Origin of the sequence: Fulvimonas yonginensis (assembly GCF_037137055.1) — a bacterium.
Classification (GTDB): Bacteria; Pseudomonadota; Gammaproteobacteria; order Xanthomonadales; family Rhodanobacteraceae; genus Frateuria_A; species Frateuria_A yonginensis.
Genome location: NZ_JBBBNY010000006.1, coordinates 25,905 through 46,705 on the forward strand (window position 1 = coordinate 25,905; position 20,801 = coordinate 46,705).

The 20,801-nt window shown below is 71.3% G+C and carries 23 protein-coding genes; 5 read left to right on the forward strand and 18 right to left on the reverse strand.

Features of this window, described 5'->3' with window-relative positions; genetic code table 11:
- Positions 1 to 98: 98 nt before the first annotated feature.
- Positions 99 to 1,511: a chloride channel protein gene (locus WAT24_RS09890; protein WP_336807690.1), complete on the forward strand. Its 1,413-nt coding sequence runs from the start codon at positions 99 to 101 to the stop codon at positions 1,509 to 1,511.
- Positions 1,508 to 2,767: an imidazolonepropionase gene (gene hutI / locus WAT24_RS09895; protein WP_336807691.1), complete on the forward strand. Its 1,260-nt coding sequence runs from the start codon at positions 1,508 to 1,510 to the stop codon at positions 2,765 to 2,767. Before WAT24_RS09890 ends, hutI begins: the two co-directional genes overlap by 4 nt.
- Here the strand turns inward: hutI and WAT24_RS09900 are convergent.
- The 10 genes from WAT24_RS09900 to WAT24_RS09945 form a co-directional block, all read right to left on the reverse strand.
- Entirely contained in the window at positions 2,739 to 3,530 is a 792-nt protein-coding gene (locus WAT24_RS09900) for a cysteine hydrolase family protein (RefSeq protein ID WP_336807693.1), read from the reverse strand. The two genes, hutI and WAT24_RS09900, sit on opposite strands and share 29 nt — an antisense overlap.
- Positions 3,531 to 3,542: 12 nt before the next feature.
- On the reverse strand, positions 3,543 to 4,010 hold the full coding sequence (locus tag WAT24_RS09905) for a PA2171 family ribosome-binding persister protein (RefSeq protein ID WP_336807694.1): 468 nt from the start codon (positions 4,008 to 4,010) through the stop codon (positions 3,543 to 3,545).
- A 137-nt stretch (positions 4,011 to 4,147) separates the two neighbouring features.
- Positions 4,148 to 4,309 carry a 30S ribosomal protein THX gene (locus WAT24_RS09910; protein ID WP_336807695.1) on the reverse strand — a complete coding sequence of 54 codons (162 nt, stop codon included), beginning with the start codon at positions 4,307 to 4,309 and terminating at the stop codon, positions 4,148 to 4,150.
- Positions 4,310 to 4,484: 175 nt separating this feature from the next.
- The gene (locus tag WAT24_RS09915) at positions 4,485 to 5,432 is read right to left on the reverse strand and encodes a cation diffusion facilitator family transporter (protein ID WP_425605291.1); all 948 of its coding nucleotides are present in this window, start codon (positions 5,430 to 5,432) and stop codon (positions 4,485 to 4,487) included.
- A 45-nt stretch (positions 5,433 to 5,477) separates the two neighbouring features.
- The gene (locus tag WAT24_RS09920) at positions 5,478 to 5,903 is read right to left on the reverse strand and encodes a MerC domain-containing protein (protein WP_336807696.1); all 426 of its coding nucleotides are present in this window, start codon (positions 5,901 to 5,903) and stop codon (positions 5,478 to 5,480) included.
- A gap of 250 nt (positions 5,904 to 6,153) precedes the next feature.
- Positions 6,154 to 6,621, reverse strand: a complete 468-nt coding sequence (locus WAT24_RS09925; protein ID WP_425605292.1) for a transcriptional repressor — start codon at positions 6,619 to 6,621, stop codon at positions 6,154 to 6,156.
- 65 nt (positions 6,622 to 6,686) lie between these two features.
- Complete coding sequence (locus WAT24_RS09930; RefSeq protein WP_336807698.1) at positions 6,687 to 6,965, reverse strand: hypothetical protein; 279 nt, start codon at positions 6,963 to 6,965, stop codon at positions 6,687 to 6,689.
- A 12-nt stretch (positions 6,966 to 6,977) separates the two neighbouring features.
- On the reverse strand, positions 6,978 to 8,378 hold the full coding sequence (gene gltX / locus WAT24_RS09935; RefSeq protein ID WP_336807699.1) for a glutamate--tRNA ligase: 1,401 nt from the start codon (positions 8,376 to 8,378) through the stop codon (positions 6,978 to 6,980).
- A 107-nt stretch (positions 8,379 to 8,485) separates the two neighbouring features.
- Complete coding sequence (locus tag WAT24_RS09940; RefSeq protein ID WP_336807700.1) at positions 8,486 to 8,809, reverse strand: hypothetical protein; 324 nt, start codon at positions 8,807 to 8,809, stop codon at positions 8,486 to 8,488.
- 17 nt (positions 8,810 to 8,826) lie between these two features.
- Positions 8,827 to 9,258, reverse strand: a complete 432-nt coding sequence (locus WAT24_RS09945; RefSeq protein ID WP_336807701.1) for a DUF4399 domain-containing protein — start codon at positions 9,256 to 9,258, stop codon at positions 8,827 to 8,829.
- Positions 9,259 to 9,387: 129 nt separating this feature from the next.
- Here WAT24_RS09945 and WAT24_RS09950 point away from each other — a divergent pair, with 129 nt between their 5' ends.
- Both WAT24_RS09950 and WAT24_RS09955 read left to right on the forward strand, forming a co-directional pair.
- Positions 9,388 to 10,548, forward strand: a complete 1,161-nt coding sequence (locus WAT24_RS09950) for a glycosyltransferase family 4 protein (protein ID WP_336807702.1) — start codon at positions 9,388 to 9,390, stop codon at positions 10,546 to 10,548.
- On the forward strand, positions 10,523 to 11,089 hold the full coding sequence (locus WAT24_RS09955) for a phosphatase PAP2 family protein (RefSeq protein WP_336807703.1): 567 nt from the start codon (positions 10,523 to 10,525) through the stop codon (positions 11,087 to 11,089). Before WAT24_RS09950 ends, WAT24_RS09955 begins: the two co-directional genes overlap by 26 nt.
- A 386-nt stretch (positions 11,090 to 11,475) precedes the next feature.
- Here WAT24_RS09955 and accD read toward each other — a convergent pair whose 3' ends face one another.
- The 3 genes from accD to trpB form a co-directional block, all read right to left on the reverse strand.
- Entirely contained in the window at positions 11,476 to 12,348 is an 873-nt protein-coding gene (gene accD, locus WAT24_RS09960) for an acetyl-CoA carboxylase, carboxyltransferase subunit beta (RefSeq protein ID WP_336807704.1), read from the reverse strand.
- 82 nt (positions 12,349 to 12,430) lie between these two features.
- Entirely contained in the window at positions 12,431 to 13,231 is an 801-nt protein-coding gene (trpA, locus tag WAT24_RS09965; RefSeq protein ID WP_336807705.1) for a tryptophan synthase subunit alpha, read from the reverse strand.
- Positions 13,228 to 14,439 (reverse strand): tryptophan synthase subunit beta, encoded by a 1,212-nt coding sequence (gene trpB / locus WAT24_RS09970; RefSeq protein WP_336807706.1) that lies wholly within the window; start codon positions 14,437 to 14,439, stop codon positions 13,228 to 13,230. The genes trpA and trpB overlap by 4 nt, the downstream gene beginning before the upstream one ends.
- A gap of 124 nt (positions 14,440 to 14,563) precedes the next feature.
- Between trpB and WAT24_RS09975 the strand changes: the two genes are divergently transcribed.
- Complete coding sequence (locus WAT24_RS09975) at positions 14,564 to 15,454, forward strand: LysR family transcriptional regulator (RefSeq protein ID WP_336807707.1); 891 nt, start codon at positions 14,564 to 14,566, stop codon at positions 15,452 to 15,454.
- Here WAT24_RS09975 and WAT24_RS09980 read toward each other — a convergent pair.
- From WAT24_RS09980 to WAT24_RS10000, 5 genes are all read right to left on the reverse strand, one after another.
- Positions 15,451 to 16,065: a phosphoribosylanthranilate isomerase gene (locus WAT24_RS09980; protein ID WP_336807708.1), complete on the reverse strand. Its 615-nt coding sequence runs from the start codon at positions 16,063 to 16,065 to the stop codon at positions 15,451 to 15,453. The two genes, WAT24_RS09975 and WAT24_RS09980, sit on opposite strands and share 4 nt — an antisense overlap.
- On the reverse strand, positions 16,062 to 16,829 hold the full coding sequence (truA, locus tag WAT24_RS09985) for a tRNA pseudouridine(38-40) synthase TruA (RefSeq protein WP_336807709.1): 768 nt from the start codon (positions 16,827 to 16,829) through the stop codon (positions 16,062 to 16,064). The genes WAT24_RS09980 and truA overlap by 4 nt, the downstream gene beginning before the upstream one ends.
- 113 nt (positions 16,830 to 16,942) lie before the next feature.
- Positions 16,943 to 19,288 carry a motility hub landmark protein FimV gene (locus tag WAT24_RS09990; protein WP_336807710.1) on the reverse strand — a complete coding sequence of 782 codons (2,346 nt, stop codon included), beginning with the start codon at positions 19,286 to 19,288 and terminating at the stop codon, positions 16,943 to 16,945.
- 161 nt (positions 19,289 to 19,449) lie between these two features.
- Positions 19,450 to 19,743 (reverse strand): hypothetical protein, encoded by a 294-nt coding sequence (locus WAT24_RS09995; protein WP_336807711.1) that lies wholly within the window; start codon positions 19,741 to 19,743, stop codon positions 19,450 to 19,452.
- Positions 19,743 to 20,774, reverse strand: coding sequence for an aspartate-semialdehyde dehydrogenase (locus WAT24_RS10000; protein WP_336807712.1), 1,032 nt, complete (start codon positions 20,772 to 20,774; stop codon positions 19,743 to 19,745). The genes WAT24_RS09995 and WAT24_RS10000 overlap by 1 nt, the downstream gene beginning before the upstream one ends.
- Positions 20,775 to 20,801 lie beyond the last annotated feature (27 nt).

The window sequence follows — 20,801 nt, forward strand, 5'->3', positions numbered from 1 at the left end:
CCGCGTCGTGCCCGAAAAGCATCCCAAGCAAGCTCGCTCCTGCCAGCGGGTGGGCGCGCCGATGCGGTTCCAACACGGCAGTCTGCGATAATGGCCGAATGCCAGCCACCAATCCCCGCCTGCAGGCCCTGCTCGGGCACGAGTTCTTCGCCCCCCACCAATGGAAGCGCCGTATCGCGTTGTGGAGCGGTGCCGTGCTGGTGGCGCTGGCCGCGATCGTGTTCGCCGAGGCGAGCAACTGGGCCTACCGGCTGTTCCTGCGCATCCTGGCGCACGGCGTATGGATTCCGCTGCTGCTGACGCCGGCGGTGTTCGGGTTGCTGTCCTGGGTCACCGCGGGCCGCTTCAGCGCCACCCGCGGCAGTGGCATCCCGCAGGTGATCGCCACGCTGCACATCGAAAACGAACGGTTCCGCGGCAGGATGCTGGCGCTGCCGATCGCCGCCGGCAAGATGCTGCTGACACTGATCGCGCTGGCGGCCGGGGCCTCGATCGGCCGCGAGGGCCCCACCGTGCACGTGGGCGCGGGGCTGTTCTATACCTTCGCGCGCCGCTTCGGCTTCAGCGACCCGAAGGCGGCCTCGCGCTTCATCCTGGCCGGCGGCGCGGCGGGCATCGCCGCCGCGTTCAACACGCCGCTCGCCGGCGTGGTGTTCGCCATTGAGGAACTGGCCGGCACCTTCGAGCACCGCTTCAGCGGCCTGCTGCTCACCGCGGTGATCGTCGGCGGCGTGGTGTCGCTGGGGGTGATGGGCAACTATGCCTACTTCGGCACGGTGGCGGTGAACCTGCCGCTGGGCGGAGCCTGGGTGGCGGTGCTGTTGTGCGGCATCGGCTGCGGCCTGCTGGGGGGCCTGTTCGCACGGCTGATCCTGCTCAGCCGGCGCGGTCCCCTGGCGAAGATCGGCGCGCTGCGCGCGCGCTGGCCGGTCGCCTTCGCCACCGGCTGCGGCCTGGTGCTGGCCGTGCTCGGCGTGCTGTTCCACGGCTCGGTCTACGGCACCGGCTACGACCAGGCACGCGCCATCGTGCAGCAGGCGGCGGTGACGCCCGGCGAGAGCTTCGGCCTGGCCAAGCTGGCCGCCAACGTGGTCTCGTACTGGGCCGGCATTCCCGGCGGCATCTTCTCGCCGGCGCTGGCGGTGGGCGCGGGCCTGGGCCAGAACATCGCCCACCTGCTGCCGGGCGTGCCGGTCGCGGCGGTGGTGCTGCTCGGCATGAGCGCCTACCTGGCCGGCGTCACCGGCGCGCCACTCACGTCGGCGGTGATCGCGATGGAGCTGACCGCCAACCAGTCGATGATCATCCCGGTGATGGCCGCCTGCCTGCTCGCCCGCGCCGCCGCGTCGCTGCTCAGCCCCACGCCGGTCTACAAGGACTTCGCCGAGCGGCTGGTGCAGGAGTTCGAGCGCCAGCAGGCGGCGGCCTCGCCCACGCCGCCGACCCACGTCGGGCCCAGCAGCGCCTTCGACGAGCGGGCCGCGCCTTCCGAACCGGTGCAGAAGCCGTGAGCGAGCCACGCTGGGATCGCCTGCTGGTCGATGCCACGCTGGCCACGTTCGCCGCCGGGCATCCGTTCGGGCTGGTCGGCCGCGGTGCGCTGGCGATCACGGGCGACCGCATCGCCTGGGTCGGCCCCGCCGACGCACTGCCCGATGCGCCCGAGCGCCTGGCGGCCACGGTGGATCGCCTGGATGGCGCGCTGCTCACGCCCGGCCTGATCGACTGCCATACCCACCTGGTGTTCGGCGGCGATCGCGCGCGGGAATTCGACATGCGCCTCAACGGTGCCAGCTACGAGGCGATCGCCCGCGCCGGCGGCGGCATCGCCTCCACCGTCGCCGCCACCCGGGGCGCGGACGAGGCGGAGCTGCTGCGCCAGAGCCTGCCGCGCGCCCGCGCATTGCTGCGCGACGGCGTGACCACGCTGGAGATCAAGTCGGGCTACGGCCTGGACCTGGCGACCGAGCGACGCATGCTGCGCGTGGCCCGGCGCATCGGCCAGACGCTGGGCATCGGCGTGTGCACCAGCTTCCTCGGCCTGCACGCGCTGCCGCCGGAGTACCGCGAGCGTCGCGCCGAGTACGTCGCGCTCGTCTGCGACGAGATGCTGCCCACCCTCGCCGCCGAAGGCCTGGTCGACGCGGTGGACGCCTTCTGCGAGGGCATCGGCTTCAGCCGCGAGGAAACCGCGCGCGTGTTCGAGCGCGCCGCGGCGCTGGGTCTGCCGGTGAAGCTGCATGCCGAGCAGCTCTCCGACCAGGACGGCGCGGCGCTGGTGGCCGCGCATCGAGGCCTCTCGGCCGATCACCTCGAATACCTCGGTGAAGGAGGCCTGCGCGCGATGGCCCAGGCGGGCACCGTCGCGGTACTGCTGCCGGGCGCGTTCTACGCGCTGCGCGAGACCCGCCTGCCGCCGGTCGAAGGCCTGCGCGCCCACGGCGTGCCGATCGCGATCGCGACCGACTGCAACCCCGGCACTTCGCCGCTGCTGTCGCTGCGGCTGGCGGCGAACATGGCCTGCACGCTGTTCCGCCTGACCCCGGAAGAGGCCTTGCGCGGCATCACCGTGCACGCCGCGCGCGCGCTGGGCCTGGCCGACCGCGGCACGCTGGCGGTGGGCCAGCGCGCGGACCTGGTTGCCTGGACCGTCGGCCAGCCGGCCGAGCTCTGCTACTGGACCGGCGGCGACCTGCTGCGCGCCGTGTGGCTCGGCGGGCGCGAGGTCCCGCTGCCGCTCAATCCTGCGGCGTCTTCGCCGGAATGAACGGCGAGACCGGATCGCTGGCCGGGAAGGTCTCCTCCACCGCCTCGTCGGTCAGCTCGCTCTCGTGGGCCTTGCGGCCCTCGCGCTCGGCCGGGCTCTCCGGCCGCTGCGGCTTGGTGCAGTCCGGGTGCTGCACGTCTTTGCGGTCGTGGCTGCTGCTGTTCATGCTGTGACTCCGCTGAGTGTCTTTCCATTCGGGCAGGCGGGCATCGATGCGGGTGATGTCGGCGCCGGCCACCTCGCTCATGCAGGCCAGTGCGCGCTGGTTGCGCAGGGCCGTCTGCGAGGCGATACCGTCGGCCGGAACCCAGATCGGGTACCCGCGCATCTGCGCGTCCAGCGCGGTGCGCAGCACGCAGTCGTCGCCGGCGATGCCCACCAGGGCCAGCCGCTCGATGCCGAGCTTCTCCAGCAGGGTCGACAGCGGCGTCTCGTAGAACGCCGAGTGCCGTGGCTTGAGGATGTAGTAATCCTCCACCGCCGGGAGCAGGCCGTCGCTGAGCACGGCGCCGCGCGAACCCATGCGCCGGCAGTGCTCGATGACCTTGGCGAAATCGGCATGCCAGCGGCCGAAGTTGTCGTTGGCGTAGATGACCGGCAGGCCGCGCGCGCGGTAGGCGTCGCGCAGACGCACGATCGCGCTGGTGATCGGCTGAGCCTGCTCCAGCAGCGCCTCGCCGCCTTCGAACTCCAGGTCGTTGATCATGTCGACGATCAGCAGCGCGCTGCGCTCGGGGCGGAAGCCTTCGTCGCGTCCGTTCATCGCAGCACCGCCTCACGCCGCTTCCGGCCGCTTCTTCAACTCGACCTTGCGCTGCGCCATCCGGTCGCCCAGCGCTTCGAGGGTCTGTTTGCCCAGCAACGCCCGCGCGCGCTTGAACATTTCCTTTTCCTCCTCGTCGGCGTGGTGCTCGAACAGCTCCTTGAGCACCTTGGCGCGACCGGAGAACTTCTCGCTCGACGGATCCGTCTCGAGCAGGTCGGGCAGTACCAGGTCGCCGGCGGCGCGATGCTCCTCCAGCGCCTCGAAGTAGGTCTTGGCGTCGTCCTTTCCGTCCCCGGCATCCTTGAACGCCGGGTAGAAGATCTCCTCCTCGATGGTGTTGTGCACCCGCAGGTTGGTCTCGATCTTCTCCAGCAGATCCCTGCGTTTCTTCAGCGCGCGCGTGGTCGTGCCGGCCAGTTCCTCCAGCAGCGCGCGCATGTTCCTGTGGTCCTGCGTCAACAGCTCGATCGCGTTCATGTCGGCTCCGTGCAAACCCGGCAGCCACGTTTCCATGCTCGCGGTGAAGCGCGTGTCTTCCGCGGATTAACCGGTGCCGAATGCGCAAACAAAAACCCCCGCGCAAGGCGGGGGCTTCGTATCCGGTACCGGGCCGCTCAGGCCGACTTCTTCTTCGGCGCGGCCTTGCGGGCGGCGGCCGGCTTGGTCACGGTCGCCTTGGCGCCGACCACGGCCGGCTGCGCATCGTGCGCACGTGTGTTGCCGTAGCTGCCGCGGTAGGTCTTGCCGCGGCGGGTCTTGCGATCGCCCTTACCCATGGGAACTCCTTGATTCGTATGCGTGAGTGGCCGGCCATCGTAGCAGCGAAGGGGCAAAGCGCAAGAGCGGCCGCCGATGCTCTTTCCGTACGGACACGCCTGCTCGCGATGCTGCTGGTCCGGTGCGGGCGCGGGAGCCGAACGCATCGCGAGCCCGCTCGCTCCCCCCCTCCGGTCAGCGGTGGCCATGGTCCATGCAGCCGCGCACGTGGTCCGTGCAGGGACCGGCATCGACCTGCACCGTCACGTGCCGGATGCCGAAGCGCTGCCGCAGCAACGCGTGGATCGCCGCCACCGCGCAGGCGTCGTCGCCCTCGCGCACCTGCGCGTGCAGGGTGGCCATGCGCGAACCGGAGGCCAGCTGCCACACGTGCAGGTGGTGGATGTCGCGGATGGAAGGATCGGCATCGCGCAAGGCCTGCTGCACCTCGCCCACGTCGAGGTCCTCGGGCACACCCTCCAGCAGGATGTGCGCCGACGTGCGCAGCAGCCGCCAGGCATTGCCCAGGATCAGCACCGACACCAGCAGCGAGAGTACCGGGTCGGCCCGGGTCCAGCCCAGCCAGCGCACCGCCAGTGCCGCCAGCACCGCGCCGATCGAGCCCAGCAGGTCGCCCAGCACGTGCAGGCTGGCGCCGGCCATGTTGACGTCGTCGTGGGCGTGGCCGTGCAGCACGCGCAGCACCAGCAGGTTGACCAGCAGGCCGGCGAACGCCACCGACAGCATCACGCCGGACAGGATCGGGCCCGGGTGCAGCAGGCGCTGTACCGCCTCCCAGGCGATGAAGCCGACCAGCACGAACTGGGCCAGCGCGTTGACGAACCCCGCCAGCACTTCCAGCCGCCCATAGCCGTAGCTGCGCCGCGCATCGGCGGGCCGCAACGCCAGCCGCGCACCGACGAAGGCCAGCGCCAGCGCCAGCGCATCGACCATCATGTGGCCGGCATCGGCCAGCAGCGCCAGCGACCCGGACCACAGGCCGCCGACGGCCTCCGCCAGCAGCATCAGCAGGGTCAGCAGGAAGGCGAGCAGCAGCTTGCGGCCGCGCGCATCCGGAACGTGGTGTCCATGCATGTGCGCGTGCCCGCCGGTGTGGTGGTGGTGTTCGTGCGGCCCGCTCATCGACCCATCGTAGGAAGCGCCGGGCGCGTTACACAATCACCGCGCTCAGTGCGCACAACTCGGCCCGTGCACGTGCGGGGCCCGGCGGTCGAGCCGCAGGTTCACGAAATGGGCGCAGGAGACCAGCACGCCGCCGCAGGTCACCAGCGCGCTGTGCCACGCGATCGGGTACTGCTCGGCCACGGTCACGCCGAGCAGCAGCAACGCCAGCCCGGGAAACGCGAGCAGCAGCGGCCGCGGCCGGCGGTGCCGCCGATAGCCGTTGCCCAGCGTCAGCAGCGCGAGAGTGCAGGCGAACACGACGAAGGCGCGCTCGAAGCGATGGTCGGCGAGGAACTCCAGGCCCGCCAGCGGCAGCAGCGCCAGCACGAACGGCAGCGCGGCGCAGTGGATCGCGCACAGGAACGAGGCGACCGCACCGATCCGGTCGGCAAGCTGCCATCGGCGTGAGGTGGTCGGCTGGGCTTCCATCGGCTCCGTAATCGGCATGAACGGGCGCTACCGTCTTAGCTCGTTATAATATAACATCAAGCGGTAACGGAAACGCGAACGGTGGTCAACGCGGCTGTAATGCGTGCGTTCTACAATCCCAGGTTATAGGCTTCGGCTCGTTGGCCTGGCCTTCGGTTTTCCGGTGCGGCATTCAATCCCTCCCCGCCAACACCGGAAATGCGGGGCGCGACACCGGATGTGTCGCGCCCCGCGCCTTATCCGGCCTCGCTCAGCCCTTGCGGCAGTGCTTGCAGAGACCGTGCACTTCCAGGGTCTGCGCCTGCGGGCGGAAGCCGAACGAGCGCGCCTGCGCCTCGATCAGTTCGGCCACGCGCGCGTCGCACACTTCCTGCGCGCTGGCGCAGTTGTCGCAGATCAGGAACGGCACCTGGTGCGCCTCCGCCGGATGGTGGCAGGAGACGTAGGCGTTGATCGATTCCAGCTTGTGGATGAAGCCCTGCTCGAGCAGGAAATCCAGCGCGCGGTACACGGTGGGCGGCGCCGCATTGCCGTGGCGCTCGCGCAACTGGTCGAGCAGGTCGTAGGCCTTCACCGGCCGGCCGGCCGCGGCCACCAGCTCCAGCACTTCCTTGCGCAGCGGTGTCAGGCGCAGGCCGCGCTCCTCGCTGGCCTGCTCGACCGCCGCCACGAAACTGCCGGGGTCTTCCACGTGATGGGAGTGCAGCTTGCCTGACACGTCGTGTTCCGAAGGGAATGCGGCCACCATGATAGCCCCGCGGACGCGCTCCTGCCTGCATGTCGCTACGCGCGACGGCGCGGCAACGGCGGCGGTCGCCCGCGGCGTGGCCGGCGCAGGATCAGCAGCCAGCCGAGCGGGCCGAGCACGGCGGCCCAGACGATGCCTTCGGCGGTACGCCCGCGCCACCATCCCAGCAAGGCACCGACGGCGACGAACAGCAGGCTCCACCCGGCCAGCGCAGCCCACGGCACCAGCCCCATCAGGTTGAGGAAGATGCGCCAGAACGCGCCTGGGGCGTCGGGATCGACGCCCTGCACGGCGCGGGCAAGCAGTTCGTCCATCGCCGCCCGGGGTCAGCCCTGCGCGCGGGCAATCGCGTCGTCGATGCGCCGCAGCGCCTCGGCGCGACCGGCCAGGTAGATCGTGTGGTCGATCGACGGCGACACCTGCGTGCCGGTCATCGCCACGCGCAGCGGCTGGGCGATCTTGCCCATGCCGAGCTCGAGGCTGGCGGCGATGGCCTCGATCACCCGGTGGATCGGCTCGGGCTTCCATTCGCAGTCGGCCAGCAGGACCTTGGCCTCGGTGAGCACGGCCACGGCGCCGTCGTTCCTCAGGTGCTTGGCCACCGCCTTCTCGTCCCACTCGGCGATCGGCGCGTACCAGACCCGAGCGCGCTCGGCCATCTCCTTGAGCGTGTGCACGCGGTCGCGCAGCGCCACGATGACGTCGGCCGGCGCCGGGCCGCGCGAGACGTCCACGCCCGCGCGCGCCAGGTGCCACTCGAACTCCGGCGCGATCGCCTGCGGGTCGTCGGTCTTGAGGTAATGCTGGTTGAGCCAGTTGAGCTTCTCGGTATCGAAGCGGGAGGCCGCCTTGTTGACATCGGCGATATCGAACAGGCGGATCATCTCCTCGCGCGAGAAGATCTCCTGGTCGCCGTGCGACCAACCCAGGCGCACCAGGTAGTTGAGGATCGCGTGCGGCAGGTAGCCGTTCTCGCGGTACTCCATCACGCTGACCGACCCGGTGCGCTTGGAGAGCTTCTTGCCCTCCTTGTCCAGGATCATCGGCAGGTGCGCGAACTCCGGCACCGGTGCGCCCAGCGCCTTGTAGATGTTGATCTGGCGCGGGGTGTTGTTGACGTGGTCGTCACCGCGGATCACCTCGGTGATGCCCATGTCGATGTCGTCGACCACCACCGCGAAGTTGTAGGTGGGCCAGCCGTCGGAACGGAAGATCACCAGGTCGTCGAGCTCGGCATTGGACCACTCCACGCGGCCCTTGACCTTGTCCTCGAACACCACCGAGCCCCCGGTCGGGTTTTTGAAGCGGATGACGCGGTTGGGATCGTCGCGATACGGCTCGTTGCGGTCGCGATAGTAGCCGTTGTAGCGGGGCTTCTCGCCGCGCGCCATGGCCGCCTCGCGCATCGCCTCGATCTCCTCCTTGGTCTCGTAGGCGTAGTAGGCCTTGCCCTCGGCGAGCAGGCGCTCGGCCACCTCCCTGTAGCGGGCCAGCCGCTGGGTCTGGTAGACCGGCGGCGCGTCGGCGGACAGGTCCAGCCACGCCATGGCGTCGAGGATCGCCTGCACCGCCTCGTCGGTCGAGCGCTCGCGGTCGGTGTCCTCGATGCGCAGCAGGAACTCGCCGCCGCGCCGGCGCGCCTCCAGCCAGCAGTACAGCGCGGTGCGCGCGCCGCCGATGTGGAGGAAGCCGGTGGGGCTGGGTGCGAAGCGGGTGCGGACGGTCATGGGAGCCAGCGATGCAGGACGAAACGCGGGATTTTAGCCGAACCCGTTCGCCCGAGGCCTGACGGGTGCGGCCCGTCGCGCCTGTCGCCGCAGGCTGTCCGCTCCGCTCAGCGTGGCCAGGGGTGCCTGCCGCCCTCGCACCCCCAGCCGTAGCAGAGGATCGCGTTGGGATCGCGGTAGCCGGTCCCGAGCAGCAGGGCCTGGCGTCCGGCCGGGCCGGCCGGTGGCATCAGCCCCCCGTCGCGCTCGATGATCACGTGGGGCAAGGGCGCAGGATTGGGCCGCAGCACGTACCGCACCGTGAAGAGCTGGTGGTGCGCCGGAGCACTGCCGGCGGACGATTGCGTCTGCGCCGCGGCCGGCTCCATGGCGACGGTCGCGGCGGCGACCGTCGGCGCAGCCAGGACGGCGAGGATCAGCCAGGTCTTCATGCGCACCTCCGCACGACTCACTTCACATGGACGGTGATCTTCTTCGACACCACCGGCGGATCGAACGGCACGTGGTTGGCGTCGCCCAGCTCCAGCTGCAACGTATGCGTGCCCGGCGCCAGATGCAGCACCGTCTCGGTCTGGCCGTTGCCGAAGTGGAGGTGGTGCTCGTCCTTGGGGATCGGTTGCCCGGCCAGCGGCAGGTCGGTCACGTCGACCAGCAGATGGTGGTGCCCGGTGTGCTCCTTCGCCACGCCGGCGGGCGCGACGCCCATGCCCTTGAGGCCGAACCGCACGGTCACCTCGCGCCCGACGGTGGCGCCGTCCCTGGGCGTGATGAAGTAGACCGTGGCGCCGGCAGGCGCCTTGCTGGCCTGCAGCGCAGGCGACTGCGCGGCGGCGGTGGCGCTGGCGGCGGCGAACACGGCAGCGAACAGCATCCGTTTCATGGGGCGTCTCCTCGGGTGGTGCCGCCAGTATGCCCCGCCGCCGACGGGGCGTCATGCCATCGTCACGACCGTGCCACGGGCACGCAACGGCCCGCACCCAAGCTGCGCGCGGCAACGACGGGGACTTGCATGCGCATCGGCATCGTCAGTGAAACCTATCCGCCGGAGATCAACGGCGTCGCCCTGACCGTGCACGGGCTGGCGAGGGGACTGGCCGCCCGCGGCCACAGTATCGAACTGATCCGCCCCCACCAGCGCGAGGCTCGCGCGGACGAGCCCGGCATCCTGGTGCAGGAAGTGCGCGGGATGGCGCTGCCGCGCTACCCGGGGCTGCGCATGGGGCTGCCGGCCGGCCGGCTGTTGCATCGGCGCTGGCAGCGGCTGCGCCCGGATGCGCTGTACGTCGCCACCGAGGGCCCGCTCGGCCGCTCGGCGCTGCGCACGGCGATGCGCCTGGGCATCCCGGTGGCGACCGGGTTCCATACGCGCTTCGACACCTACGCGGGCCACTATGGGCTCGGCGCCCTGGCGCCGGCCGTGCGTGGCTACCTGCGCCGTTTCCATCGTCGCGCCGACGCCACGCTGGTGCCCACCGACGCGCTGGCGCGCGAGCTGCGCGAAACTGGCATCGACAACGTGCGCCTGCTGCGCCGCGCAGTCGACACGGCCCAGTTCCATCCGGCCTGGCGCGATCCTGCGCTGCGCGCGAGCTGGGGTGCCGACGGCAGCACGCCGGTCCTGCTCTACGTGGGCCGCATCGCGGCGGAGAAGAACCTGGAGCTGGCGGCCCAGGCCTTCCGCGCGATCCAGCAGCGGATCCCGGGAGCGCGCTACGTGTGGGTGGGCGACGGCCCCGCGCGCGCGGCGCTCGCCGCGGCCCATCCCGACTTCATCTTCGCCGGCACGCTGCAGGGCGAGGCACTCGCGCGGCACTACGCAAGCGCGGACCTGTTTCCCTTTCCCAGCCTCAGCGAGACCTTCGGCAACGTGGTCCTGGAGGCGCTCGCCGCCGGCGTGCCGGTGGTGGCGTTCGACCAGGGCGCCGCGCGCGAGCACCTGCGTCACGCGCACAACGGTTATCGCATCGCTCCGGGCGACACGGAGGGTTTCATTGCCGCGGCGGTGACGCTGGCGGGCAACCCCGGGCTGATCCGGCACATGGGACGTGCCGCCCGGGCCAGTGTCGGACGGCTCTCGCCCGAGGCGGTGGTGCGCGAATTCGAAGACTTGCTGAGCGGGCTCGCCCGCCGGGAACGCCCGGTCCATGCCGTCCGCATCGCCCACGCCTGAGCTGCCACGCTTCGCGCTGGACCGTCACCTGTGCCTGCTGGCCAACCGCTGGGGCACACGGCGCGCGGTCGGCGCCTGCTTCGGCCTGGTCAGCCGGCTGGGCGATGGCGTGTTCTGGTACGCGCTGATGCTCGCCCTCGCGCTGGCCGACGGGTTGCGCGGTACCGTCGCGGCCGTGCACATGGCCGGGACCGGGCTGGTGGCGCTGATGCTGTACCGCCGGCTCAAGCGCTGGACGCGGCGGCCGCGTCCGTTCCGCGCCTGCCCCGGCGTGATCGCGCACGTGCCGCCGCTGGATGAATTCAGCTTCCCCTCGGGCCATACCTTGCAAGCGGTCGGCTTCACCGTCGTGGCGCTGTCCTGGTATCCGGCGCTGGCGCCGCTGCTGCTCGGCTTCACCGCGCTGGTGGCGACCTCGCGCGTGGTCCTGGGCCTGCACTACCCCAGCGACGTGCTGGCGGCGATCGGCCTCGGCGGCGCGCTCGGTGGTGCCTCGCTGTGGCTGGCGAACCTGCTTGCGCCGATGGCCATGCCGTCGTAGAGCGAGCTTGCTCGCGGTGCTCTCTTGGTGGCGTCGGTGCGATGCCAGGCAAAGGGCCTCGCGAGCAGGCTTGCTCCCTACCGGAAGGCGGGCGCTGATCAGTTCGTGTGCACGGTGTCGCGCAGGCTTGGCCGATCAAGGAGATAGGCCACCTATCCACAGGCTTGTCCCAGCCGCTTCCACAAGCACTGTGGACAACGCGCGAAGCGCGCGTAGCCATTGCATAAAGAATCGCCAGCGTGTGCCAAGTGCCTGTCGGCAAAGCCGGTCGTTCCGCTTGTCCACAGGCTTATCCGTAAGGCATCCACACCGGCTGTGGAAAACACGCGAGGCGGAAACGACGATGCCGCCCGCAGGCGGCATCGTCACGCGTCACGGAAGGCGCATCACGCCGCGCGCGGCGCCTTCATCAGCAGACCGAACAGGTCGGCGAGCCTGTCGCGCATCTCGCGGCGGTCGACGATCAGGTCGATGGCGCCGTGCTCGAGCAGGAACTCCGATCGCTGGAAGCCCTCCGGCAAGGTCTCGCGCACGGTCTGCTCGATCACGCGCGGGCCGGCGAAGCCGATCAGCGCCCTCGGCTCGCCGATGTTGATGTCGCCGAGCATCGCCAGGCTGGCGGAGACGCCGCCGGTGGTCGGGTTGGTCATCACGCTGATGTACGGCACGCCGGCGTCGCGCAGGCGCGCCAGCGCGGCCGAGGTCTTGGCCATCTGCATCAGCGAGAACAGCGCTTCCTGCATGCGTGCGCCGCCGGTGGCGGAGAAGCACACCAGCGCGCTGCGGTCGGCCAGCGCACGCTCGGCGGCGCGGGTGAACTTCTCGCCCACCACCGAGCCCATCGAGCCGCCCATGTAGGAGAACTCGAAGGCGGTGGCGACCAGCGGCCGGCCCTTCAGGCGGCCGCTCATGGCCAGCAGCGCGTCCTTCTCGCCGGTGGATTTCTGCGAAGCGACGATGCGGTCGCGGTACTTCTTCGAATCGCGGAACTTGAGCGGATCGGTCGGCTCCAGGCTCGCCCACAGTTCCTGCGCGGAACCCTCATCCAGCAGCGAGAGCAGCCGCTCGCGCGCGCCGATCGGATGGTGATGGCCGCACTTGGGGCAGACCATCAGGTTGCGCTCCAGCTCCGGCCGGTACAGCACGGTGCCGCAGCCGGCGCACTTGTCCCACACGCCCTCGGGCACCTTGCCCTTGCCGGCGGTGTTCGTGCTGTGCGTGCGCGCACGCGGGGTCATGATTTTCTGGAGCCAGTTCATGGGGACCTCGTCAAATGCTGTGCCTTGCCGCCAGCCCCGCCCCCTCACCCCAACCCTCTCCCCGGAGGGGAGACGGAGCAGCTCAAGGCGCGTCCAGGGCCGCGCGGATAGGCGCGAGAAACTCGCGTGCCCGCGTGGCGATCTCGTCCGCTGCCGTGGCGCCCTCCAGGCGCTCGACCAGCGCACTGCCGATCACTACTGCGTCGGCGAATGCCGCGATCGCCTTCGCGCTCGCCGCATCGCGCACGCCGAAGCCGACCGCGACCGGCGCCTTCGCTCCGGCGCGCACCTCGGCCACCCGCGCGGCGATGTCCGCCGTGCTCAGCCGTGCCGCGCCGGTGATGCCGGCGAACGACACATAGTACAGGAAGCCTTCGGCCGCCTCGCACAACTTCGCCATACGCGCGGGTGCGGTGGTGGGAGCCGCGAGCAGGATCTGGCGCAGGCCCGCCGCACGCAGCGGCTCGAGCACGGCGCGCTCCTCCAGCGGACAGTCGACGATCAGCACGCCGTCCACGCCGGCACGTGCCGTCGCCTCGGCGAAACGCGCGTAGCCGTAGGTCTCGACCGGGTTCAGGTAACCCATCAGCACCACCGGCGTGTCCGCATCGGCGCGGCGGAACTCGCCGACCCAGCGCAACACGTCGGTCAGGCCCACGCCTTGCGCGATCGCCCGCTCGCTGGCGTGCTGGATCACCGGGCCGTCGGCCATCGGGTCGGAGAACGGCACGCCCAGCTCGATCACGTCGGCTCCCGCGTCGACCAGCGCATGCATCAGCGCGACGGTGTGCGCGGGCGCGGGATCGCCGGCGGTGACGAAGGGAACCAGGCCGGTGCGATTGGCGCTCTTGAGATCGGCGAGGCGGCGGTCGATGCGGTTCATACCTGAACCCCTTCGCGGGCGGCGATGGTGTGCACGTCCTTGTCGCCGCGGCCGGAGAGGTTGCACAGCACCAGCGCGTCCTGCGGGTACTCGCGGGCGAGCTTGATCGCCTGCGCCACCGCGTGGCTGGACTCGAGCGCGGCGAGGATGCCCTCGGTGCGCGCCAGCAGGTGAAAGGCTTCCAGCGCCTCGTCGTCGGTGACGCCTACGTACTCGGCACGGCCGGCGTCCTTGAGGAAGGCATGCTCGGGCCCGACGCCCGGATAGTCCAGCCCGGCGGAGACCGAGTGCGTTTCGACGATCTGGCCGTTGTCGTCGGCCAGCACGTAGGTGCGGTTGCCGTGAAGCACGCCCGGGCGGCCCGCCGCCAGCGAGGCGGCATGATGCCCGGTGGCGATGCCCTCCCCCGCCGCCTCGGCGCCGACGATGCGCACCTGCGCGTCGTTGAGGAAGGCATGGAACAGGCCGATCGCGTTGGAGCCGCCGCCCACGCAGGCGGTGATCACGTCGGGCAGCCGGCCGAACTGCTCCAGCATCTGCGCGCGCGCCTCGCGCCCGACGATCGCGTTGAAGTCGCGCACCATCTGTGGATACGGGTGCGGGCCGGCCACCGTGCCGATGATGTAGAAGGTGTCGGCCACGTGGGTGACCCAGTCGCGCATCGCCTCGTTGAGCGCGTCCTTGAGCGTCTTCGAGCCGGAGGTCACCGGCACAACCTCGGCGCCGAGCAGCTTCATGCGGTAGACATTGATCTTCTGGCGCTCGATGTCGACCGCGCCCATGTACACCACGCACTGCATGCCGAAGCGCGCCGCGATGGTGGCGCTGGCCACGCCGTGCTGGCCCGCGCCGGTCTCGGCGATCACGCGCCGCTTGCCCATGTGTCGGGCGACCAGCGCCTGGCCGACGGTGTTGTTGATCTTGTGCGCGCCGGTGTGGTTGAGGTCCTCGCGCTTGAGCAGGATGCGCGCGCCGCCGACGTGCCGCGACAGCCGCTCGGCGTGGTAGACCGGGCTGGGCCGACCCACGTAGTACTTCAGGTCGCGGTCCAGCTCGGCCAGGAAGGCGGGGTCCTGGCGCAGGCGCTGGTAGGCCGCGGTCAGCTCGGCCAGCGGCGCCATCAGCGTCTCGGCGACGTAGCTGCCGCCGTAGGCGCCGAAGCGGCCCTGTGCGTCGGGCCAACGGTGGAAATCCTGGGTGGACGACATGTGAGGTTCCCGTGCAATCAGGTGGCGCCGCGGCCATGCGGCGGCAGCGAATTCGGCAACCTAGCGCAAGGCCGGCGAGGGGAAAAGCGATAAGATCGCAGCAATCTGTCAGGAAAACTCACGGATGACCACCACGCGCGACCTGCCCCCGCTGAACGCCCTGCGCGCCTTCGAGGCCACGGCGCGACTGGGCAGCGTGAGCCGCGCCGCGAAGGAGCTGCACGTCACCCACGGCGCGGTAAGCCGGCAGCTGCGCGCGCTGGAAGAGGCCCTGGGCCAGCCGCTGTTCGTCCGGCAGGGCCGCGGGCTGGCGCTCACCGGTCCAGGCGAACAGCTGCACGAGAGCGCGGGCCTGGCCTTCGCGCAGTTGCGCGAGGGCTGGGCGCGGCTGACCCGCGCCGGCACCGGGCGGCCGCTGGTGCTGGGCTGCCCGGGCAGCCTGCTGGCCCGCTGGATGATCCCGCGGCTGGAGCGGCTGCATCGCGACCTGCCCGCCCTGCGATTGCACCTGAGCGCGCAGGAATCGCCGTTCGAACCGGCCCTGCCCGGCCTGGACGCCGCGCTGCTGCTGGCCGAGCCGCCCTGGCCGGCCGCCTGGCACGTGCACGAACTCGCCCCCGAGCGGATCGGCCCGGTCCTCGCCGCGCACGGCGCGGCCGCCGCCCGCCTGGCCGGCCGACCGATGCATGCGCTCGTCGCCGAACCCTTGCTGCACACCGCCTCGCGGCCACAGGCGTGGCCGCAATGGGCGCAGGCAGTCGGCCTGGCGCCCGAGCGGTTGCGCTACGGCCAGGGTTTCGAGCACCTGTACTACCTGCTGGAAGCGGCGCTGGCCGGACTCGGCGTGGCGATCGCGCCGGCCCAGCTGGTGGCCGACGACGTCGCCGCCGGCCGCCTGCTGGCGCCATGGGGTTTCACGCCGACGCGCGGCGCCTGGATCCTCGCCAGCGTGCGGCCGGACGTGCGGATCGACGCATTGGCCGTGTGGCTGCGGCAGGCGCTGTGCGGCGCCTAGGCGCCGCGTACCGCCGCGACGAAGGCGCGCAGCTTGGCCGGGTCCTTGACCCCCGGCTCGCTCTCGATGCCGCTGGAGACGTCCACGCCCCACGGCCGCGCGAGGCGGATCGCCTCGGCCACGTTGCCCGCGTGCAGCCCGCCGGCCAGGATCAGCGGCTGCGCCAGGTCACGCGGCATCAGCGACCAGTCGAACGCCTGCCCGCCACCGCCGGGCTGCCCCAGGCCGTGGCCGTCGAGCAGCAGGCCGGCGGCATGCGGATGCTCGCGCAGGCGGGCCAGCGCCGCCATGCCCTCGCCCATGCCCACCGCCTTGAGCCAGGGCCGTCCGAACTGCGCGCACCAGGCGTCGGTCTCGCTGCCGTGGAACTGCAGCAGGTCCGGCTGCACCGCCGCGACCACCTCCTCCACGAAGGCCGCCTCGTCGTCCATGAACAGGGCCACCGTCGTGACGAACGGCGGCAGCGCGCGGGCGATCGCGCGCGCATGGCCGAGGCCGAGCTGGCGCGGGCTGCGCGCGGTGAACACCAGGCCGATCGCGTCCACACCGAGCCCGGCCGCGAGCACGGCATCCTCGACGCGGGTCATGCCACAGCACTTGATACGGGTCACAGATTCACCTCGTCGGGCAGGCCCCAGTGCGCCTCGTAGCGCGGGCCGAGAAAGGTCAGGCCGGTGGCCGGCGCGGTGGGGCCGGCCACCTCGCGGTCGCGCCCCGCCAGCAGTTCGCCGGGCCAGGCGACCGGGCGCTCGCCGCGCCCGACCAGCAGCAGCGAGCCGACGATGTTCCTCACCATGTGGTGCAGGAACGCGTTCGCCTCGACCTCGACGATCACGTGCTCGCCCTCGCGCCGCACTTCAAGCCCGAGCACGCAGCGGCGCGCATGCGTGGCCTGGCAGGAGGCCGCGCGGAAGGCGGAGAAGTCGTGCTCGCCGAGCAGCGCCTGCGCCGCGGCATGCATCGCTTCGGCATCCAGCGGCAGACGCTCCCAGGTCACGTAGCGCGCCTCCAGCGCGGCACGCACGGGGCGGTTGAGCAGCGTGTAGCGGTAGCGCCGGCTGCGTGCCGAAAAACGGGCATGGAACGCCGCGTCCACCTCCCGCGCCCACAGCACCGCGACGCTGGCCGGCAGGTTGGAGCAGGCGCCGAGTACCCAGCCGCGCGCGTCGCGTCGGGCCTCGGTGTCGAAATGCACCACCTGGCAGCGGCCGTGCACGCCGGCGTCGGTGCGCCCGGCGCAGGTCACCTCGACCGGATGCGCGGCGACGCGCGCCAGCGCCGCCTCCAGCGCGCCCTGCACGGTGGCGCCATGGGTCAGGCGCTGCCAGCCGAGGAAGTCGGTGCCGTCGTACTCGACGCCGAGGGCGATGCGCATGCGGAAGGTCCTGCGGAACAGCCGGGAAGCTTAGCATCGCGCCCGCGCCGGGGTGCCGGAAACGCGACGGGCCGGCAGGGCCGGCCCGTCGGCGAGTGCGTCGGTGCGCCGGCTCAGGCCAGGCTGTCGAGCAACCGCTGCGCGGCGTCCTTCTGCACCTGGGTGCCTTCGTTCATCACTTCCTCGAGCATGGCGCGGGCGCCGTCAGCATCGCCCATGTCCAGGTAGGCGCGGGCGAGGTCGAGCTTGGTATCGATCGGGTCGTCGCTGAACTGGCCGATCTCGTGCTCGCCGCTGGCCAGGGTGTCGTTCACGGGCGTGGTCTCGACGTTCCAGGCCGGCACGCCGCGCTCGGCAGGCTCCTCCAGCTGCTCGGTGCCCTCGTCCTCGCCGGCCGGGGAGTGATCGAAGACCGGCTCCATCGACTCCCGCTGTGCGATCGGCTCGGGCGACCGCGGCGCGGGGGGCGACGGCGGCGTGAGGTCGAAATCGAAGTGGTACTCGCTGACCTTGGAACCGGTGGGAGCGGCCGGCCCGGCGGATTCGGCATGGGCGGCGTAATCGTCCAGGTCGAAGCTGTGCAGGGGCTCTTCGTCGCCCGGGCGCGACTCCTGCTGGAAATCTTCCTGGAACTCTTCCGGCTCGCCGGCCCCGGTTTCGACGCGGTCGTCGGCGGCGAACAAGGGGTGACCCGGCGACAGGTCCTGTCCCATGGCCACCACGTCCTGCCACTCGTCCTGCTGCGGATCGACGACGTGCGCGTGCATCGCCTCGGCCGCCGCCTCGAAGTGCTCGACGTCGCGGCGCGAGTAGTAGAGGCTGACCAGTTCCAGATGCAGGCCGATGTCGTCCGGGTGCTCGGCGAGCTGGTCGAGCAGTTCGTCCTGGTCCGGATCGGCGCTTGCGGGCGCGGCTGCCGGCAGCGAGCCGAAACGGTCGGCGAGCGAGGAACCCGCGGCCGCCGGCTTGGCCGGCTTGCGACGACGCCCCAGCAGCGCCAGCAGGATCAACAGCACGATCGCGCCCGCGGCGGCAGCCCAGGCCCAGGTCTGCATGTACCAGGGCTCCTCGGCCGGCGCCGCCGGTGCCGGGGCCGCTGCACGCGGCTTGGCGGCGGCGGCGACCGGGCGGTTGGCCGGTGCCGGCGCGGCGCTCTGCGCACCTGCCGGGCGGGTACCGGCCACGCTGCCGGCCGTCGCCGCAGCGGGGGCGGTGGAGGCGAAGACCGGCGCCGCGCCCGCACTGGACGCGGCGGCAGGCACGCTTGCCGCGGCCGCGGGCGCAGTGGCGGCGGCCGTGGCGCCCGCCGCCGTGGCGGGCGCGGCCGGCAGGCCGGCCCGCCGGCGCGCTTCGGCCAGCTTCTGCTGCAGCTCGGCGATCTCGTTGTCCTTGAGCGCCAGCAGGCGGGTGTTCTTGTCGTTGATGTCCTGCAGGTCCTTCAGGCGCGACTTCAGCTCGGCGCTCTGCTGCTGCAGGGTGGTGAGCTGTTCCTGGCTGCGCAGCAGATCCTGCCGCAGGGCCGCGTCGCCATGGCCGCTGCCGCCCTGCACGCCGGAGCTCTTGCCGCCTTCCTTGGCCGGCACCAGCGCGAGGCGATCGGCTGCGCTTGCACCGCGCGGGGCACCTGCACCGGCGGTCGGAGCCGCGGCATTGGCCACGGTGGTGGTCGGGCGGGCCGTCCCCGCGCGCCAGTCGCTGTTCTGCCGGCGCACTTCGGCCATGGCGGCGGCCATGGTCATGGCCTGCGCTTCCTGGCCGCTCGGCACGCGCAGCACGGCGCCGCTCTTCAGGGCGTTGATGTTGTCGCGGTAGAACGCGTCCGGGTTGGCCTGCTGCAGCGCGAGCATCATCTGCACCGGGTCGACGCCCGCAGGCGCGGTGCGGCGTGCGATCTGCGACAGGGTCTCGCCGCGCTGCACCGGCCCGTACTCGCCACCGGAGGCCACGCGGCCGGCCGCCGGCGCGGCAGCGGGAGCCGAGGCGGCGGGAGCCGGGCGGGCGGCGGTCTGCGGGGCGTGGCCGGGCGCGGTGCTGCGCGGTGCCCGCACGGTCGGCGCCGAAGGCGCGGTGCCCGGCGGATCGAGCAGGACCGGGAACTCGCGCAAGCTGCGGCCGGCGGCGCTGTCGACCTCGACCAGCAGATCCAGGTAGGGGTCGTTGACCGCCTCTTCGCTGGTAACGCGGATCACCTTGCGCCCGGCCACGTCGACCACGCTGAACTGCAGCGGGATCTGCGGGCGCACGCCGGCGAGGCCGGCGCGGGCGAAGTCTTCGGGCGAGGCCAGGCGGACGGTGAGGTCGCGCAGTTCGGCCGGGCTGTCCGGGGTGAGCGGAATCTCCGCGAGCAGCGGCTGGCCCAGCGCGGATTTGACCTGGATCTGGCCCAGGTCCAGGGCCGCCGCCTGGGTGCTGCCCAGGGCGAGCGCCAGCAGCATCGACAGTTTCAACGAACGATTCATCGCGTAGATTCCCCTAGACCCCGAGACGCTTGCTGCCATCGCCACCGGCGTGGCGACACGGAACGCGCGTCACTTTAGTTATATGACGGCCGATCAACAATAGCCGCGGCGACCGCTTAGCGCATATTGCTGCGCCACATTCTCGCTGGACGGCGGCGCTTTCAGGGCTGCTGCCCCGCCTGCCGGGAGCGCATGAGCGCGTCCAGCTGGCGCCGGAGCGCCTCGATCCGCAGGTCCTGTTCCTCCAGCCGGTGGCCGGCCTCGCGGCTGCGTGCCTCCTGCTGGCCGACCTCCTGCTGCAGCCTGGCCACCTCGGCGTCCTGCGCGTGCAATTGCCGTTTCAGCTGCCCGGGGGTCGGCCCGCGCGCCGTCGCCGCCTGCTCGGGCCCGCCATCGGCGTGAACGGGCCACGACACCAGCAACAGCAACGACAGCGCCAGACCGGATTTGAGCATCAGAGATAATCCTCGATCAGCCGCTCGGCGATCTGCACTGCATTCAGCGCCGCGCCCTTGCGGATGTTGTCCGCCACGATCCACAGGTCCAGGCCGCGCTCGTGCGAGATGTCCTCGCGGATACGCCCCACGAACACCGGGTCCTTGCCGGCGGCGTCACCCACCGGGGTCGGATAGCCGCCCGGCTTGCGCTCGTCCATGACCACCACGCCCTCGGCCTGTTCCAGCAGCGCACGGGCCTGGGCCGCGTCGATCTTGTCGCGGGTCTCCACGTGCACCGCCTCGGCGTGGCCGTAGAACACCGGTACGCGCACCGCGGTGGGGTTCACCGCGATGGCGTCGTCCTCCAGGATCTTGCGCGTCTCCCACACCATCTTCATTTCTTCCTTGGTGTAGCCGTTGGGCTGGAACTCGTCGATATGCGGGATCACATTGAAAGCAATCTGCTTGGGGAATTTCTTGCCCGGTTCCACATCCTGGAAATTCAGCAGCGCCGCGGTCTCGCGGCCGAGCTCCTCCATGCCGCTGCGTCCGGCGCCGGAAACCGACTGGTAGGTCGCCACGTTGATCCGCTCGATGCCGACCGCGCGGTGGATCGGCGCCAGCGCCACCAGCATCTGCATGGTCGAGCAGTTGGGGTTGGCGATGATGCCGCGGCGCGTGTAGTCGGCGATGGCGTGCCGGTTGACCTCGGCTACCACCAGCGGGACGTCGTCCTGGTAGCGGAACTCGGAGGTGTTGTCGATCACCACCGCGCCGGCGGCCGCCGCGCGGGGCGCGTGCATCCGGCTGACCGAGCCGCCGGCCGAGAAGAAGGCGATGTCCACTCCCTCGAAGTCGTAGTCGGCCAGGTTCCGCACGGTGACCTGCTTGCCCCCGAAGCCGATCTTCTCGCCGGCCGAACGCTCGCTGGCCAGAGGCACCAGTTCACCGACCGGGAAATCGCGTTCGGCCAGGATCGCCAGCAGGGTCTCGCCGACCGCGCCGGTGGCGCCGACCAGGGCGACCTTGTAGCTGCTCTTCTTGCTCATGGGTGGTGTTGCCTGTGTCGTCGGGGA